This is a genomic window from Kitasatospora sp. NPDC088160, from assembly GCF_044741445.1.
Lineage (GTDB): Bacteria > Actinomycetota > Actinomycetes > Streptomycetales > Streptomycetaceae > Kitasatospora.
In genome coordinates this window covers 95,478-111,308 of the sequence record NZ_JBIUSS010000025.1, presented here as the reverse complement: position 1 = coordinate 111,308, position 15,831 = coordinate 95,478, and the positions used below count along the sequence as shown (strand labels likewise).

The following is a 15,831-nucleotide window of genomic DNA, read 5'->3' as shown; positions in this document are numbered from 1 at the left end:
TTCCCCCGGCCCCGCTGCCGCCCGTACGGCGGCCGGGGCCGGGAAACCGGAGCACGAGGGACGCCCTTGATTCGCTCGGGTCTTCGAATACAGTGCCAGGGCGCGCGCCGCGGCCGTGCGTCGCGCAGCCCCCTGCCCCGAGGAAAGGCGCCCCGTCGTGATGCCACTGTGGTCACGCGCCCAGCAGCAGGACTTCCGCAGCCGGGTGCGGGGCTGTCTGCTCGGCGGTGCCATCGGCGACGCGCTCGGCGCCGGCGTCGAGTTCGAGCCGCTGGAGAAGATCCGGGCCCAGCACGGCCCGCAGGGCGTCACCGGCTACGTCCCCGCGTACGGGCGCACCGGCGCCGTCACCGACGACACCCAGCTCACCCTGTTCACCGTCGACGGCCTGATCCGCGCCCACATCCGGCGCGACACCGGCAGCTGGCATCCGCCCACCGACCTGCACCTGGCCTACCTGCGCTGGGCCGCCACCCAGCGCGACTGGGGCCCCGACGAGCGCCGCCCCGACCTCGGCTGGCTCGGCCGCGAGGAGTGGCTGTACGCCCAGCGCGCCCCCGGCCAGGGCTGCCTGTCCGGCCTGACCGGGGCCGACGCCGAGTTCCTCGGCACCGTGGAGCGGCCGAAGAACCCGCACTCCAAGGCCTGCGGCACGGTGGTGCGGGCGGCGCCGTTCGGCCTGCTCACCAGCTGGGAGCCGGGCCTGGTCTTCCAACTCGCGGTGGAGTGCGCGGTGCTCACCCACGGCCACCCCACCGGCTACCTCGCGGCGGGCGCGCTCGCGGTGATCGTCCAGAGCGTGGCCCGCGGCGGCACCCTGGAGGAGGGCGTCCACCTCGCCCTGGCGCTGCTCTCCGAGCGGCAGGCGCACGAGGAGACCACCGCCGCGCTGCGGGCCGCGCTGGACGCGGTCCGGGCCGGCGAGCCGTCCGCGGACCGGGTGGAGGCGCTGGGGGAGGGCTGGGTCGCCGAGGAGGCGCTGGCGATCGGGGTCTACTGCGCGCTGGTCGCGCACGACGTGCGCTCGGGCCTGCTGCTCGCCGTCAACCACTCCGGAGACAGCGACTCCACCGGCGCGGTCTGCGGGAGCCTGCTCGGGGTGCTGCACGGTGACACCGCGCTGCCGTCGGGGCTGGTGGCCGGGCTGGAGGGGCGAGGCGCCATCCTCGAACTCGCCGACGACTTCGTGCTGGAGCTGATGCACGGCACCGAACTGCACGATCCGCGCACCCCGGAGGGGCTGACCTGGTCCGAGCGGTACCCGGTGGTGCGCTGAACGGGGCGGACGGGGCGGACAGGACGGACGGGGCGGACAGGACAGATGGGGCGGACAGGACAGATGGGGCGGGAAGTTCGGGCGGGAACGACGTTTGCCCGTAGCGTCGGCCGCCGGCGAGGGCGACGGCCACTGCTACGGGCAAACGGGCCGAGCTCGGATTCGCACCGGGGGCGCGGGGCCGGGTCGGTGGCCGCCGCCGCAGGGTCAGCGGCGGCCGAACACCCCGGTGGCCGCAGCGCTCGCGAACGCGGTCCAGGCCTCGGCGGAGAAGCGCAGCTGCGGCCCCTGAGGGTCCTTGGAGTCCCGTACCGCCACCGCCCCCGTGGCCGGCGTGGCGATCTCCACACAGGCGCCGTTGCCGCCGCTGTGGCTGCTCTTCCGCCAGCGGGTTCCGTGCTCGGAGGTGGTGCTCATCAGTGGTATCCCTCTTCAATCTCAGCTATCAGTGCCCGGCTCTCCGCCACGCCGAGTGCCGCCGCCCGCAGGTAGTCGTACAGACCGGTATAGCGGCGGACGTCCGCGTCCTTCTCCAGGTAGAGATCGCTCGTCACCCCTTCGAAGTAGACAACCGTGGAATCGGCTGACTCGGGGAACTCCAGCAGGGAGAATGTCCCGGTCATACCGGGGTGGGCCCCGGCCGAGAACGGGATCACCTGGATGGTGATGTTCGGGTGCTGGCTCAGCTCCATCATGTGCTTGAGCTGCTCGGCCATCACCTCGCGGCTGCCGACCTCGCGGCGCAGCACCGCCTCGTCTATGACGGTCCACAGGCTGCCGAGCTGGTTCTCGCCCTGGATGCGGTCCTGGCGCTTCATCCGGACCTGCACCCGGCGCTGCACGGCGAGCGCGTCGGTGTCCGGCTGGGTTCCCTCCACGACGGCCTGCGCGTACTGCTCGGTCTGCAACAGGCCCGGGACGAAGGAGGATTCGTACGCGCGGATCGAGGAGGCCTCGGCCTCCAGCCCGATGTAGACGCTGTACGGGGTCGGCATGTCGTTGAAGTCGTGCCACCAGCCGCGCTGGCGGGACTCCTTGGCCATCTCCATGAGGCTGGCGCGCATCTGCTCGTCGTTCACGAGATAGACGTCGCAGAGGTCGCGCACGTCGCGCTGGCTGATGCTGCGGCGGCCGTTCTCCAGTCGGCTGATCTTCGACTGGGAGACCATCAGCCGGCCCGCCACCTCCTCCGCCGTCATCCCGAGGCCCTCGCGGAGTTTGCGCAGCTCCGAGCCCAGGCGCCGACGGCGCACGGTGGGATTGATGCTCGTCGACACATCGACCTCCGGCCGGACCTCTGGTGATCGTTGGAACGGCAGCCCTCGGAACACTTCGGACATTGGGACCAACCCCCCTGACTTGGAGCAGCATGTCACCTTGGGCCAGGTCGGCGTCAGGGAATCACAGCAGCGCAGTAGAACAGATCGTCGGAAAAGCACTTCTGTGAGACGGCGAGGGCCCTCAAGTGGTAATGCGGCTCAGCGGCTCGAACCGGTACGGGCTAAGGATGTGCTCCCCGGCGGCGCAGGTGCCATTGGCACGTGCGAGGGCAGGACCGCCGGGCTCCCCGGACGGGCCCCAAAGGGCCTTCGGGGACGGCAGAGGGGCGGTCGCCGGGCGACTTCCGTCGCGGGGCGACCGCCCCTCCGTGCTCCTGGTGGTGCGGGTGCTGCTTCGGTGGTGCGTCGGGTCCTTCAGCGCCGTTGCTCAGCGCCGTCGGGCGGCGTGAACGGGGCGGCGCGCGCCGGTGGAGGTGCCGCCGGGCCCGTGGTGCCCGTGGTGCCCGCCGGTCCCGTGGTGCCCGCCGGGCCCATGGTGCCCGCCGTCACGGGCCGTACGGGCCGTGCGGGCTGCACGTGCCGCGCAGGCCGTACGGCGATCGGTGCGGTGTCCCGCGCGCCCGGGCGGTCCCGGTCAGCGGACGCCGACCCGTGAGGCGGCGACCCGCCCCGAGCCCCGGCCCGCCGCGCGGGCGCCGGAACGCCCGGTGCCGGTACCGGTCCCGGAACCCTGGGCAGAACGGTTCTGCTGCGCCGGCAGGCCGTTCTGCACGTCCATCACGGCGTGCGCGACCATCCCGCCCAGCGGGTCGTACCGGATCAGGTCGCGCAGCCGCGACCGCGAGGACCGGCCCTCGTTGCCCGGATACAGGTGCTTGCCCAGGCCCACGGAATGGGCCAGGGCCGCCAGCGCCGCCGTCCGCGGGTCCGGCGGCACGCCGGTGCGGATGGCGGTGTCCAGCCGCTGTTTGATCGCGGCGTTGGTGCAGTCGTCCGACGCCTGATAGCGGGTCGTCGGCAGCACCCCGCACACCTGGCCCGGCACGGCCGTGACCATGCCGCAGCGCTCCAGGTGCGCCAGGTAGGTCTGCCGCAGCCCCAGCCGGGGCCCGCCGATCCAGTGCGCCGCGCGGACCGGACTGCCGCGTCGGCGCAGCAGTTCCAGTGCGTGGTCCAGGGTCGGGTCGCCGGTCGGCCGTGCGAGCACGACAGCGATCCGGTCTCCCTCCGGTACGATCCGTCCGGCCAGGGACAGCTCGACGAGCTGGGCCCCGGCGAGTCCGAGGTCGAGGGTCTGCGGCTGCGCCGTGGTACCCGTGGTCGGGTCCAAAGCGAGCAGCAAGAGTTCCTCGGGAACAGTTCTGCGGCTCTTGCCCATCCAAGCCTCCCCGCGTGGATGAGAGACAGGGTGACGCCTCTCACACGGGCTTGTCGAGTACGCCTCCGAATCGTGACCTTGCGGTGGAGGCGGGGAACCAGGGGCGGCGGGCCCGGCGTCTGACCGGTGAACAGACCGCAGTACGCCCGTGCGACGGCAATAAGCGCCGGTCGGGCGGGGTGTGCGCGGCCGGATCGGCCGGCGGTGGCGGAGACTGTACAGGTACACGGGGCGGGGCGTCGGCTTCCCGAAATCGGGTCTGCCGGTGCCCCGCCGGGCGTTGAGGAGGCTGGGATACGTGGGCGAGTCCCCCGACAGGGTGCTGAGGGACGGCGAGCGGGCGCAGGAGCGCGAACGCGAACGGACCGGGACGGCCGGCGGTGCGGGTCCGGACCCGGACGGTGCTCCGGACGGCAACCCGAACGGCAGCCGGGAGGCCGAGACCGGCCCCGGCGACACGCCGGCGGCGGGGGCCAAGCGCGGCTCGACCGTACAGCTCCGTGTCCGGGATGTGGACAGCAAGACCACGATGCTGCAGCTGCCGGTGGACAGTGCGACCACCGCGCTGCGGCTGCCCGAGGAGCTGACCAGGCCCGCCGGTGACGGAAGTTCCGACGTCGCGGCCGGGGAGGCGGAGGCCGTGACGGCCTCCGACGGCGAGGAGAAGGCGGCCGGACGGCCGACCGGAACCGACCCGCGTCTCGCCATGCGGACGGCCGCGGCGGATGCGGGAGCCGTGGCGGGGAGTGCGGAGAAGGGAACGGAGAAGGGCACGGAGAAGGGGGCGAGGGAGGCCGGCGGGAAGGCCGCGTCCGAGGGCGACACGCCCGGGGCCGCCGCACCCGCCGAGGCCGCCACACCCGCCGAGGCCGCCGCACCCGCCGCGCCCGAGAGCGACGAACCGGACGAGGCGGCAGCCGGGCCGGCCAAGCCCGAGGAGCCGGCCAAGCCCGCGCCTGCGCGCGCCTCCGCCGCCGCCGTGGCCCCCGCGGCCGCCGCCTCCGCCGCCGCCACGGCCCCCGCGGCCGCCGCGTCCGGCACCGTGCCCGAGCCCCCGGCGCCGACCCCGCAGCCCGAGCCGTCCCCCGTCCCGGAGCCGGTGCCCGAGCCGCACCCGGCGCCCAAGCCCCTCCCCGAACCCGAGCCGCAGCCCGGTCCGGAGCCGCTGCCGAAGCCGACTCCCGCCCCCGTGCCCGGCCCCGCCCCGGCCCCCGAGCCACTGCCCACCCCCGACCCGCGGCCGGTGCCGCCCGTCCCGCCGCTGCCGAAGCCCGAGCCGCTGCCCCTCCCGGAGCCGCCGCCCGCGCCGGAGAACACCGCCGAGGCGATGGAGGTCCTGGCGACCCTCAACGCGCGCCCGGTCTCGCCGCTGCGCCGCGCGCTCAAGCGGATCACCATCTGGACGGCCTTCCTCGCCGTGGTGCTCGGTGCGGCGGTGGTGGCCCAGCTGCTGCGCCCGCTGCCGGACGCCAAGGTGCGGATGTCCGCCGCGGGCAGCTTCAGCTTCGCCGGCGACCAGCTCGACCTCGCCTGGCCGACCAAGGGCCAGTCCGCCGCCGAGGTGGTCGGCGTCGGCAGCCTCGGCAGCTCCGGGCAGGAGACGCCGTCCTCGATCGCCAGCGTCACCAAGGTGATGAACGCCTACCTGATCCTGCAGAAGTTCCCGCTGAAGAAGGGGGAGAGCGGCCCGAAGATCACCGTGGACAAGCAGGCCGCGCAGGAGTCCGGCAACGTCGACGAGTCCCGGGTCACCCTCACCGAGGGCCAGGTGCTCACCGAGTACCAGGCGCTGGAACTGCTGATGCTGCCCTCGGCCAACAACGTGGCCCGGCTGCTCGCCCGCTTCCACTCCGGCTCCGAGGACGCGTTCGTCAAGCTGATGAACGAGACGTCGGCCAAGTTCGGCATGACCAACACCACCTACGCCGACCCGGCGGGCTTCCTCGCGGACACCAAGTCCACCGCCAAGGACCAGCTGAAGCTGGCCGAGCAGGTCATGCAGGACGAGATCTTCCGGCAGATCGTCTCCACCCCGGAGACCAACTTCAACAACGCGAAGATCTCCAACACCAACAACCTGATCAACCCGAAGACCGGGGTCATCGGCGTCAAGACCGGCTCCAGCACCCCGGCCGGCGGCTGCCTGATGTGGGCCGCCTACAAGGAGATCGGCGGTGTGAAGCGGCTGATCATCGGCGTCACCCTGGGCCAGCAGGCCACCTCGCCCAACCCCGGCGACGGCATCCTGCCGACCGTGCTCAAGGTCAGCGGCAAGCAGATCCAGGCCGCGCAGGGCGGCCTGACCGGCCAGACCGTGGTGAAGAAGGGCGACGTCGTCGGCACCGTGGACGACGGCCTCGGCGGCAAGGTCCAGGTCGTCGCGACCAAGGACCTCGTGGTGGCCGGCTTCCCGGGCATCACCGGCACGGTCACCCTGGACGCGGCCAAGCTCGGCCACACCGCGAAGGCCGGCCAGGAGGTCGGCCTGCTGCGGGTGGGCGCGGGCGACGACAAGACGGAGGTCCCGGTGGCCCTCCAGTCCGACCTGAACCCGCCGTCCATCCAGTCCCGGCTGACCCGCACGCTCTGACACCGCGACGACGGAGGGGGAGCCGGTTCGCCCGGCTCCCCCTCCGTCGTGTTTCCGCGTGCTCCGGGTCTCGCTCGTCAGTTGTCGCGTGCTCCGGGTTCGTCCCGTCAGTTGTCGCGGTCGAGCAGCGCGACCGTGAACCCGCCGAGCGGCGTGACCTGGTCGGGCGCGCCGTACTGCGTACGGAGAGCCTGCGCCTGGTCCTCCGGCATGGTGGTCAGCGGGTCCTCGGTGTCCCCGAGGACCAGCAGCCAGATCCGCGCCGCCTGCCCCAGACAGGCCTCCGGCTGCGGGCACGGCGTCGGCGACAGGTCCTCCGCGTCGTCGGCGCTCTGCGCGACGAACACCGGGTACGGGTGGACGTCCGACGGCAGGTAGTAGCTGACGCCCGGCCACACCATCGCCCAGGCCTGGTTGCCCAGGGGGGCCGCCATCCCGTCCCCGGACCGGTAGCCCGCGGCGATCACCCCGGCCGCCGCCCGGAACGGCTCCTCCGACCCGTTGTGCGAGCCCACGTAGCGCACCGCGGGCTGCTTCGGCAGCGCCGCCACGGCCGGGGCGGCGAGCAGTCCCAGCGCCAGCAGTCCCACCGCCGCCCTGGCCGGTCCCGGAGCGCGGAAACGTTTCGCCCAGGCCGCCGCGACGCCGTACACCGCGCCGACCCCGCCCCCGGCCAGCACCGCCCACGCGGGCACCGTGAACAGCATGTACCGCTCGATGAAGTACGAGGTGCCGCCCTGCGACACCACCCACACGCCCATCACCGGCAGCTCCGCGAGCAGCAGCGCCTGCCCGGCCTGCACCCGCCGGCCCGGCAGCAGCAGCGCCGGCAGCGCCAGCAGCACGAAGGCGTAGAACACCGTGTGCGAGCCGAACAGGTGCTGGCCGAAGTGCACCAGGCCCCCGAGGTTCGGCGTCTCGATCCAGCCCAGCTGCCGGTCCGACTGCCGGCTGCCGAGCAGCACCACCGGCAGCACCGGCACCGCCGCCACCCCCACCGCCACCGGGTACTGCCACAGCAGCCGCCGCTCCGCCGCCCCGCGCGTGCGCCACAGGTGCAGCAGCACCAGCGCCACCTGCCCGGCCACCGTGCTGAACGAGATCAGGTGCCCGGCGCCGGCCACCGCCATCGCCGCGCAGTACGGCGCCCACCGCCGCCACGTCGGCCGCTCCAGCGCCCGCACCAGGAACCAGGTGGCCGCCGCGATCGCGAAGGTCACCAACGCGTACGCGCGCGCCTCCTGCGCGTACCGCGACACCTCCGGCGGCACCGCGAACAGCAGCCCCGCGCCGACCGCCGCCACCCGGTTGCCGAACAGCCGCTCGGCGGTCAGCGCCACGAACGCGGCCGCCCCCGCCATCGCCAGCACGGAGGGTATTCGCAGCGCCACCACGGAGTCGCCGAACACCGTCGTCCAGCCGTGCATCAGCAGGTAGTACGCCCCGTTGCTGGCGTCCACGTGCTGGAGCAGCCGGAGCAGGTCGCCCAACGACCGGGTGGCCACCGTCCAGGTCGCCATCTCGTCCCGCCACAGCTCCGGCGTCCCCAGCCGGTACCCGCCCACCGCCAGCATCACCACCGCGGGCCACACCCACACCTGCCCCAGCAGTCGCACCACCGGGTGCCCAGCAGGTCTCATCGGGTCCTTCGTCTCCTTCGCACGGCGCGGCAAGGCGGTCGAACACTTTTCCGGCAGGCTACTTGACCCGCTCTGACCCCTCGTCGGCACCCGCACCCCCACCCGGTCCCGACCCGGCCAGGCGCGGTCCCGACCCGGCCAGGCGCGGTCCCGACCAGGCCCCGGCGCGGACGCCGACCGCTCCTGGCCGGAACGGTCCAGGGCCACTTCCGTCCAGCCGAAGTCCCTTCCACCGCCGCTGAGCGGCGACGAAGCTGGTGATCGCCGCCAGGGAGCACCGCTCAGGGCGGCACCGGAGAGCGCGTCACCGCGGGACGCGGCCACCGGATCCCACCCTCACGTCGCAGCAGGAGAGGACACCGTCATGCTCCGCACCGTCATGACCGAGGCCACCGCGGTCGCCACCCTCGCCGTCGCAGGCCGGGCCGCCGCCGCGGCTGCTTCTTAGCGCCTGTCCGGGGCTGACGGCCCCACCACCTCGCCCCGGCCCCGCCGGGCCCCATCGACCGGCTGCTCCTGCGGGGCGGCCGTCCCGCCGGGCCCGCTCCCGAGGCAGGCCGATCCGAGCGCCGTACCCCGGCCTCGCCGAGCGCCGCACCCCGCAGCGCCCCGCACCAGCGCGTCGAACCAGCGCGTCGAACCGCCGCCAGGCCGGCTGCTCCCGCAGGGCAGCCGACCGGAATCCGCGCGCCGCGTGAGCCGCCCGTCACCGTCGGGCCCCGAGCACCTCGAAGCCGGGCCCAGCCGCCAACCCCGTCCACCACGTCCGGAGGTCCGCCATGTCCGCCAACCGTTCGAAGCTCGCCAACGTCGCCCTCGCCGGGGCCCTCGCGCTCGGCGCGGTCGTCTCCACCGTGTCGCTGACCGCACCGGCGCAGGCCGTCGGCACCTCGTCCGTCAACGGCCCGATCAGCCGCTCCGAGATCATCGCCCGGGCCCAGAACTGGGTCGACCAGGCGGTGCCGTACAGCCAGAGCCTCTGGCACAGCGACAGCAACGGCTCCTACCGGCAGGACTGCTCCGGCCTGGTCTCGATGGCCTGGCACCTCGGCTCCAGCCGGGTCACCTCCACCCTCGACGACATCTCCACCCAGCTCGGCAGCCTCGACGACCTGCAGCCCGGCGACATGATCGACAACATCAGCACGCACGTCGTGCTGTTCGCCGGCTGGACCGACGGCAGCCACAACACCGCCGTGGTCTACGAGGAGCCGCGGCCGGGCCTGACCGCCCGCAAGATCAACTACTCGCGCAGCTCCCTGATCAGCGGCGGCTTCAAGCCCTTCCGCTACGACAAGACCGTCGACAGCACCCCGCTGCCGCCGAAGCAGGGGGCCGTGGGCTGGGGCGCCCAGGTCGTGGTGAACGGTGGCGGCAACGTCTTCCACACCACCCGTTCCTCCAACGGGAGCTGGACCGGCTTCGGGAACGTGGAGAGCGTCGCGGGCGACATCGGCGGCGTCCAGTCCATCGCGGACGCCGGCATCAACGGCGACACCCACCTGCTCGCCGTCGGCGGCGACGGGAACATCTACCACACCATCCGTCGCTCCGGCGGCAGCTGGGACCGCTTCACCGACATCGGCCCGCAGACCAACAGGCTGGGCAACGTCACCAAGGTCTCCGCGGTCTCGATCGGCGGCGACCTGCACGTCGTCGCCGTAGCCGACGGCAAGCTCTTCCACACCGCCCGGCTCGCGAACGGCACCTGGCTGCCGTTCGGCGACATCACCCCGGCGGGCGGCGCCGTGACCAGCGCCTCGGCCGCGAGCGTCAACGGCGAACTCCAGGTCGTGACGGTCTCGGGCGGCACGGTCTACCACGCCATCCGCGCCGTCAGCGGCTCCTGGTCGGCCTGGGGCAACGTCTACGACGCCGCCGGGAACGTCGGCCCCGCCCAGGACGTGGCGGTCGCCGGCACCGGATCCGACGCGCAGATCGTCGTGGTGAACAACAACGGCCAGCAGTTCCACGGCGCCCGCTACGGCAACGGCACGTGGCAGCCGTTCGCCGAGCTCGCCCCCGTGATCGGCTCGTTCACCGCCAACCGGGTCAGCGCCGCCAACATCGACGGCGAGTTCCAGGCCGTCTTCATCACCAACGACGACCGGATCATGCACACCATCCGCGACGGCTCCGGCAGCTGGGACCCGGCGGCCCCGATCCAGCTGAACGGCGTGAGCGGCAACCACTACGCCGTCTCCATCGGCGGCACCTACAACTGACCGTCCCCGCCCGCCGGTTCCACCCGCCGGCCCACCGCCGCCCCGCCGCGGTGGGCCGGCCCCCTCGCCGCCGCTCTCCTGCCGTCTCGCCGCTCGCCCCCGGCTCCGACCCGCGCGAGCCGTACCGCCCCTCCGAGAAGAGGTCACGATGTCCCGCGCCTCCCGCCGACCCCGCGCAGCCCTCCTCACGTTCACCGCCCTCGCCGCCCTGAGCCTGTCCACGGTGGCCGCCGGCTCGGCCCAGGCGGCCTCGGTGGCCACCTGGGACCGGGTGGCGCAGTGCGAGAGCAGCGGCGACTGGAGCTACTACAAGGCCGGCTGGCCGTACTACGGGGGCCTGCAGATCACGAAGAGCACCTGGGAGGCGTACGGCGGCACCCAGTACGCGCCGATGCCCCACCAGGCCACCAAGCAGCAGCAGATCCTGACGGCGGAGCGGATTCTGGCCGGCCAGGGCGCCGGGGCCTGGGCGGCGAAGTGCAACGGCGGTCTGAGCACCGACCACGCCAACCCGTACCCGTCGCCGACCGCGCCGGTGAGCAAGGCCGGCGACCTCTTCCACGCCACGCGCCTGGTGGACGGCAACTGGACGTCCTTCAGCCCGCTGGACGGCTACGCCGGCTCGGCCTTCTTCAACGGCTCGCAGGACGCCATCGCGGCGACCCCGGACGGCTCGACCCAGACGCTGGCCACCGGTGCCGACGGCAACCTGTACCACACGGCGCGCTACCCGAACGGATCCTGGACGGGCTGGGCGCCGCTGGACGGCTACGCCGGGTCGGCGCGGTTCGCGGCCCGGGCCGAGGCGATCGCCGGAATGCCGAACGGCGACACCCAGGTGATGGCGATCGGCAAGGACGGGAAGATCTACCACAACGCCCGCTACGCCTCGGGCGCCTGGCAGGGCTGGCTGCCGATCGGAGACTGGGGCGCGCAGAAGATCGCGGCCGCAGGACTGCCGGACGGCAGCATGCAGGTGCTGATCACCGGCAACGACGGCAACGTCTACCACAACGTCCGTTCCGCGAACGGCGCCTGGCAGGGCTGGAACGCCGTCGCGGGCGTCGGCGCCGCGACCTTCCAGGCGAAGGACGTCGCGATCGCCGGAATGCCGAACGGCGACACCCAGCTGCTGGCGACCGGCAGCGACGGGAAGATCTACCACAGCGCCCGCTACGCGAGCGGCTCCTGGCAGGACTGGAACGTGGTCGACGGATACGCCGGCGCGGCGAGCTTCCAGTCCGGGAGCTTCGCGATCACCGGCATGCCGAACGGCGACGCCCAGCTGATCGCCGTGGGCAACGACGGCGTCGTCTACCACAACGCCCGCTACGCCTCGGGCAGTTGGCAGGGCTGGTGGAGCACCTCCTTCGGCGGGCAGAAGGTCGCCGTCGCCGGCCTGCCGGACGGCAGCGCCCAGATGGTCGTTTCCCGCAGCTGAGCACCGCCCCCGGCCCGGCGGGCAGCCGTCACCGCCCGCCCCGACGCCCCGTCGGAGCCCGGAGGGCGGCACGTCCGGCCCCGTTCTCGGCAAGATCGCGAAGCCGCCGCCCGGGCGCCGCCCGACCCGCTACACTGAGCCGGTAGCGGCTTGCCCTCGGGCCGGCCGCCCCCGGATCCGCTTACGGGATGCAGTCGCTCCCCGGCGGATCCTCGCCTCAGTAGCTCAGGGGATAGAGCACGGCTCTCCTAAAGCCGGTGTCGCAGGTTCGAATCCTGCCTGGGGCACCAGAGACGCGTGTGTCGCCGTAGGCCCCCCGCCCACCAGGGCGGGGGGCCTACGGCGTTTCCGGGGCCGGGCCGGGTCGGGGGCGGCGTACCTCTCGGGGAGGAGGGGGCGCGGTCGGCCGTCCGTCCTCGGAGTGATCATCGAGGAGACTTCGTGCTGACGGGCCGGGGCGGGTGCGGACCCTAGGCTCGGTGAGGCCCCTGCCAGTGCGTCGTGCCTGGTCAGGGCGGACGAGCCGGGGAGCGATGACGACGTACCGATACACCGTGGCCGAGCTGCGCGGGCAACTGCGGCAGCTGCTCCTGAGCGGGGCCGCGATCGCGCTGGGGGTGGCCTTCCTGATCGCCTCGGTCAGCGGCAGCGGGGCGCTGGTGGACTCCTTCAGCCAGACCGCAGCCGCCGAGGTCGGGCCCGGCGACGTGCAGGTGACCAGGACCGCCGCCGGCGGTGGGCTGGACGCCGCCGCCGAGCGGGCCCGGCGGATGGCCGGGGTGGCCGGGGTGGCGCCGCGACTGGTCGGCAAGGGATCGGTGCTGACGGCCGACGGGCGCCCGCTCGACCAGACCGCCGCGGTCAGCGCGGTCGCCGACGACCCGGCGCTGCGCTGGCAGTTGCTCACCGGCGGCCACTGGCCGGCCGGGCCCGGCGAGGTGCTGCTCGACGCCGACACCGCGCACCGGCTCGACGCCGCCCCCGGGGCCGAGGTGCGGCTGGCCCGGGCCGACGGCTCCGCCGCCACCGCCCGGCTGGCGGGCGTCCTGGACGGCCGGGGCGCGCCCAGCCTCGCCGGGCGCCCGATCGTCGGCGTCCCGGCCGGTGCGGTCGCCCAGTACGCGACCGACGTCACCACCGCCCAGCTGGACGTCCGGGTCCGGCCGGACGCCTCGCGGGCCCGGACCGTCGAGGCGCTGCGCGCCGTCCTCGGCGACGGCGTCGAGGTGCGCACCCGAGACGCCTCCGTCACCGAGGCGACCCGGCAGAGCCGGACCCTCTACGGGGTGGTGCTGATCGCCGCGCTCTCCTTCGTGCTGATCGCGCTCGCGGTGGCGCGGATGGTGGTCGGCAACACCTTCACGGTGGTGCTGGCCCAGCGGACCCGCCAACTCGCCCTGCTGCGCTGCGTGGGCGCCGACCGGCGGCAGCTGCGCCGGCTGATCCGCCGCCAGGGGCTGCTGCTCGGGACGGGAGCCTCGGCGGCGGGCGTGCTGCTGGGGGTCGGCCTGTGCGCGGCGGGGACGGTGGTCGTCGGCACGCTCGACCTCGGCCCGGTGCACCTCTCGCTGGCGCCGGCCCCGCTGACCTGCGCGCTGGCCGGGCTGTTCGGCGTGCTGCTCACCCTGCTGGCCGTCCGCGGCCCGGCGAAGGCCGCGGCGGCGGTGCCGCCGGTGGCCGCGCTCGGCGGCACGCACGGGCCGGTCGGCGGGGCGGCCAAGGCCCGGGCGGCGGTGTGGACGGCGGTGCTGCTGTGCGCGGGGACGGCGCTGCTGGTGGCCGGCGCGGTGGCCCCGCCGCCGCTGTCGCTGCTCGCGGTCACCGTCGGCGCGATCGTCAGCTTCTTCGGCGTGCTGCGGCTCGCCGACCGGCTGCTGCCCGCCGTCGTCGGCGCGCTGGGCGGCCCGGCCCGGCGGCTCGGTGGGACGGCCGGGCGGCTCGCCACCCAGCAGCTGCGGCTCAACCCGGGCCGCACCGGGGCGACCGGCTCGGCGCTGCTGCTCGGCGTGACCGTGATGGTCGGCGCGGTCACCGCGCTGGAGATCACCTCCAACTCCCTGGTGCCGGCGGTGTCCGCGCGCCAACCCGGGGTCTTCTCGGCGGTCGTCACCGGGGGCGGCGCGCTGCCCGCCGGGGCGGTCACCGCGCTCGGTGCGCAGCGCGGGCTCGCCGTCACGCCGGTCCGCTCGGCCACCGTCGAACTCGACGGCCGGCCCACCCTGGTCGCGGCCGCCGACCTGGCCCGGCTCAACCCCTCGGCGGACGGCGTCGACCAGGCCGGGGCGCTCGCCGACGGCGCCGCGCTGAGCGGTCTCGGCGGCGGCGGGGTGCGCCGGGTCGGGGGTCCGGCGGGCGGGCCCGGCACCGACCTGCGGGTCGAACCCGGACGCAGCAGCCTGCCGTTCACCCTGCAGACCGGTGCGACGCTGCTGGTGACCCCCGCGACCCTGGACCGGCTCGCCCCCGGCGCGGCCGTCACCACGGTCTGGATCAGCCCGGGCGCGGGCGAGGACCGGTCGACCGCCCGCCGGGCGCTGGACCGGGCGCTCGCCGACCACCCGGAGGTGGCCGTCACCGACACCGGCGCGCAGGTGGAGACGCTGCGGCTGCTGCTGGACCGGATGACGACCGTCAGCATGGCCCTGCTGTCCTTCTCGGTCGCCATCGCCGGGCTCGGCGTCGCGGCCACCCTGATGCTCAGCGTCAGCGAACGCGCCCGCGAGATCGGCATGCTGCGCGCCATCGGGATGTCCCGGCGGCAGCTGCGCCGGATGCTCACCCTGGAGGCGGTGCTGCTGTCGCTGGCCGGGGCGTTGGTCGGCACCGGACTGGGCGTCGGCTACGGCTGGGCGGCCGCGCGTTCGCTCACCTCCACGGTGGGGACGGTCGGCGGCCCGCCGGTGGTGCTGGTGCTGGCCGCGCTCGGGCTGACCGTCCTGACCGGGCTCGCCGCCGCCGTCCTGCCAGCCCGTCGGGTCGGCCGGATGACCGTGGTGGACGCGATGCGGACCGCCTGACCGGCCAGCGCACCCGGCTCGGAGCGGCCGGGCCACCCCGCCTGCCCGGAGCGGCCGGGCACGGAGGTCGACCGGCTCAGGCCAGGGTGAAGAGGGCGCGCGGGGCGGCCGGGCGGGCGCCGGCGACGGCCAGGTCGGCGAGCATGGTCTCGGTCTCCCGGGCGGCGCGCAGGACGGCCGGGTCGAGGTCGACGACCACCAGTTCGCGCCGGTCCTCGCCGGCCTCGGCGAGCAGCCGGCCGTCCGGGGCCCACACCGCGCTGCCGCCGCAGGTGTGCCAACCGCCGGTGTGGCCGATGTGGTTGGCGAGCACCGTGTAGAGGGTGTTGTCGAGCGCGCGGGCGGGGAACCAGGTGCGGGACTCGTGGTGGCCGTGGCCGACGCTGAACAGCGCGCCGACCAGGTAGGCGTGGCAGCCGTCGAGTGCGGCGGCGCGGGCGTGCTCGGGGAAGCCCGAGTCGTAGCAGACGCCGAGGCCGAGCCGCCAGCCGTCCAGCTCCAGGGTGCAACCAGCCGCCCCGGGGCGGTAGTAGTCGCGTTCGGTCTTGAACAGGTGCTGCTTGTCGTAGCGGGTGACGAGGCCGCCGTCCGGGCCGAGGACGAAGGCGGAGACCCGCAGCTCGTCGCCCATCTGCGCGGCGGCGCCGACGATCGCGGCGGTGCCGGTCTCGCGGCAGGCCTCGGCGATCGGCGCGAGGCGCGGATCGCCGGGCTGGACGGCGCACTTGAGCGGGTCGGTGCGGATCAGCTCGGGCTCGTAGCCGGAGAGGAACTTCTCGGCGAACAGCACCAGGCGGGCGCCGGCCGCGGCGGCCTCGCGGATCAACTCGGCGGCCTGGGCGGCGTTGGCGGGTATGTCGCCGGCCACGGCCTGGGCCTGGACGGTGGCGATCCGCAGCGGGCGCTCGGGGTGACGGACGGCGGCGGTGGGGACCGGGTCGGGAGACATGGCCGTCACGCTAGCGGACGGCTTCGGGCAGCCCC

The 15,831-nt window shown here is 74.5% G+C and carries 10 protein-coding genes and 1 tRNA gene; 6 read left to right on the top strand and 5 right to left on the bottom strand.

Annotated elements, in window-relative coordinates:
• Positions 1 to 160: 160 nt before the first annotated feature.
• Positions 161 to 1,276 (top strand): ADP-ribosylglycohydrolase family protein, encoded by a 1,116-nt coding sequence (locus ACIOGZ_RS33045; RefSeq protein ID WP_350877669.1) that lies wholly within the window; start codon positions 161 to 163, stop codon positions 1,274 to 1,276.
• Positions 1,277 to 1,483: 207 nt separating this feature from the next.
• Here the strand turns inward: ACIOGZ_RS33045 and ACIOGZ_RS33040 are convergent, their stop codons facing one another.
• The 3 genes from ACIOGZ_RS33040 to ACIOGZ_RS33030 all read right to left on the bottom strand — a co-directional run bounded on the left by ACIOGZ_RS33040 (position 1,484) and on the right by ACIOGZ_RS33030 (position 3,934).
• A complete protein-coding gene (locus ACIOGZ_RS33040) occupies positions 1,484 to 1,693 on the bottom strand; it encodes a DUF397 domain-containing protein (RefSeq protein WP_363585371.1) in 210 nt (69 codons plus the stop codon).
• Entirely contained in the window at positions 1,693 to 2,553 is an 861-nt protein-coding gene (locus ACIOGZ_RS33035) for a helix-turn-helix transcriptional regulator (RefSeq protein WP_350877673.1), read from the bottom strand. The genes ACIOGZ_RS33040 and ACIOGZ_RS33035 overlap by 1 nt, the downstream gene beginning before the upstream one ends.
• Positions 2,554 to 3,190: 637 nt before the next feature.
• The gene (locus tag ACIOGZ_RS33030; protein WP_363585370.1) at positions 3,191 to 3,934 is read right to left on the bottom strand and encodes a GPP34 family phosphoprotein; all 744 of its coding nucleotides are present in this window, start codon (positions 3,932 to 3,934) and stop codon (positions 3,191 to 3,193) included.
• A 298-nt stretch (positions 3,935 to 4,232) separates the two neighbouring features.
• Here ACIOGZ_RS33030 and ACIOGZ_RS33025 point away from each other — a divergent pair, with 298 nt between their 5' ends.
• Complete coding sequence (locus tag ACIOGZ_RS33025) at positions 4,233 to 6,524, top strand: hypothetical protein (RefSeq protein ID WP_400988708.1); 2,292 nt, start codon at positions 4,233 to 4,235, stop codon at positions 6,522 to 6,524.
• A 107-nt stretch (positions 6,525 to 6,631) separates the two neighbouring features.
• Here ACIOGZ_RS33025 and ACIOGZ_RS33020 read toward each other — a convergent pair whose 3' ends face one another.
• Entirely contained in the window at positions 6,632 to 8,164 is a 1,533-nt protein-coding gene (locus ACIOGZ_RS33020; protein ID WP_363585368.1) for a glycosyltransferase family 39 protein, read from the bottom strand.
• A 779-nt stretch (positions 8,165 to 8,943) separates the two neighbouring features.
• On the opposite strand from ACIOGZ_RS33020, the gene ACIOGZ_RS33015 reads away from it, so the two are divergent.
• The 4 genes from ACIOGZ_RS33015 to ACIOGZ_RS33000 all read left to right on the top strand — a co-directional run bounded on the left by ACIOGZ_RS33015 (position 8,944) and on the right by ACIOGZ_RS33000 (position 14,847).
• On the top strand, positions 8,944 to 10,389 hold the full coding sequence (locus ACIOGZ_RS33015; protein WP_363585367.1) for a hypothetical protein: 1,446 nt from the start codon (positions 8,944 to 8,946) through the stop codon (positions 10,387 to 10,389).
• Positions 10,390 to 10,537: 148 nt separating this feature from the next.
• Entirely contained in the window at positions 10,538 to 11,830 is a 1,293-nt protein-coding gene (locus ACIOGZ_RS33010; protein WP_400988707.1) for a transglycosylase family protein, read from the top strand.
• A 214-nt stretch (positions 11,831 to 12,044) separates the two neighbouring features.
• Positions 12,045 to 12,120: transfer RNA gene (locus ACIOGZ_RS33005), tRNA-Arg, on the top strand.
• Between the two features lie 243 nt (positions 12,121 to 12,363).
• Positions 12,364 to 14,847, top strand: a complete 2,484-nt coding sequence (locus ACIOGZ_RS33000) for an ABC transporter permease (RefSeq protein WP_400988706.1) — start codon at positions 12,364 to 12,366, stop codon at positions 14,845 to 14,847.
• 76 nt (positions 14,848 to 14,923) lie between these two features.
• Here ACIOGZ_RS33000 and ACIOGZ_RS32995 read toward each other — a convergent pair whose 3' ends face one another.
• Entirely contained in the window at positions 14,924 to 15,796 is an 873-nt protein-coding gene (locus tag ACIOGZ_RS32995; protein WP_363585364.1) for a carbon-nitrogen hydrolase family protein, read from the bottom strand.
• Positions 15,797 to 15,831 lie beyond the last annotated feature (35 nt).

Excerpts from the sequence above, each read along its gene's own strand:
- ACIOGZ_RS33045 (WP_350877669.1), top strand. The coding sequence starts at position 161 with ATGCCACTGTGGTCACGCGCCCAGCAGCAGGACTTCCGCAGCCGGGTG.
- ACIOGZ_RS33040 (WP_363585371.1), bottom strand. The coding sequence starts at position 1,693 with ATGAGCACCACCTCCGAGCACGGAACCCGCTGGCGGAAGAGCAGCCAC.
- ACIOGZ_RS33030 (WP_363585370.1), bottom strand. The coding sequence starts at position 3,934 with ATGGGCAAGAGCCGCAGAACTGTTCCCGAGGAACTCTTGCTGCTCGCT.
- ACIOGZ_RS33020 (WP_363585368.1), bottom strand. The coding sequence starts at position 8,164 with ATGAGACCTGCTGGGCACCCGGTGGTGCGACTGCTGGGGCAGGTGTGG.
- ACIOGZ_RS33015 (WP_363585367.1), top strand. The coding sequence starts at position 8,944 with ATGTCCGCCAACCGTTCGAAGCTCGCCAACGTCGCCCTCGCCGGGGCC.
- ACIOGZ_RS33010 (WP_400988707.1), top strand. The coding sequence starts at position 10,538 with ATGTCCCGCGCCTCCCGCCGACCCCGCGCAGCCCTCCTCACGTTCACC.
- ACIOGZ_RS33000 (WP_400988706.1), top strand. The coding sequence starts at position 12,364 with ATGACGACGTACCGATACACCGTGGCCGAGCTGCGCGGGCAACTGCGG.
- ACIOGZ_RS32995 (WP_363585364.1), bottom strand. The coding sequence starts at position 15,796 with ATGTCTCCCGACCCGGTCCCCACCGCCGCCGTCCGTCACCCCGAGCGC.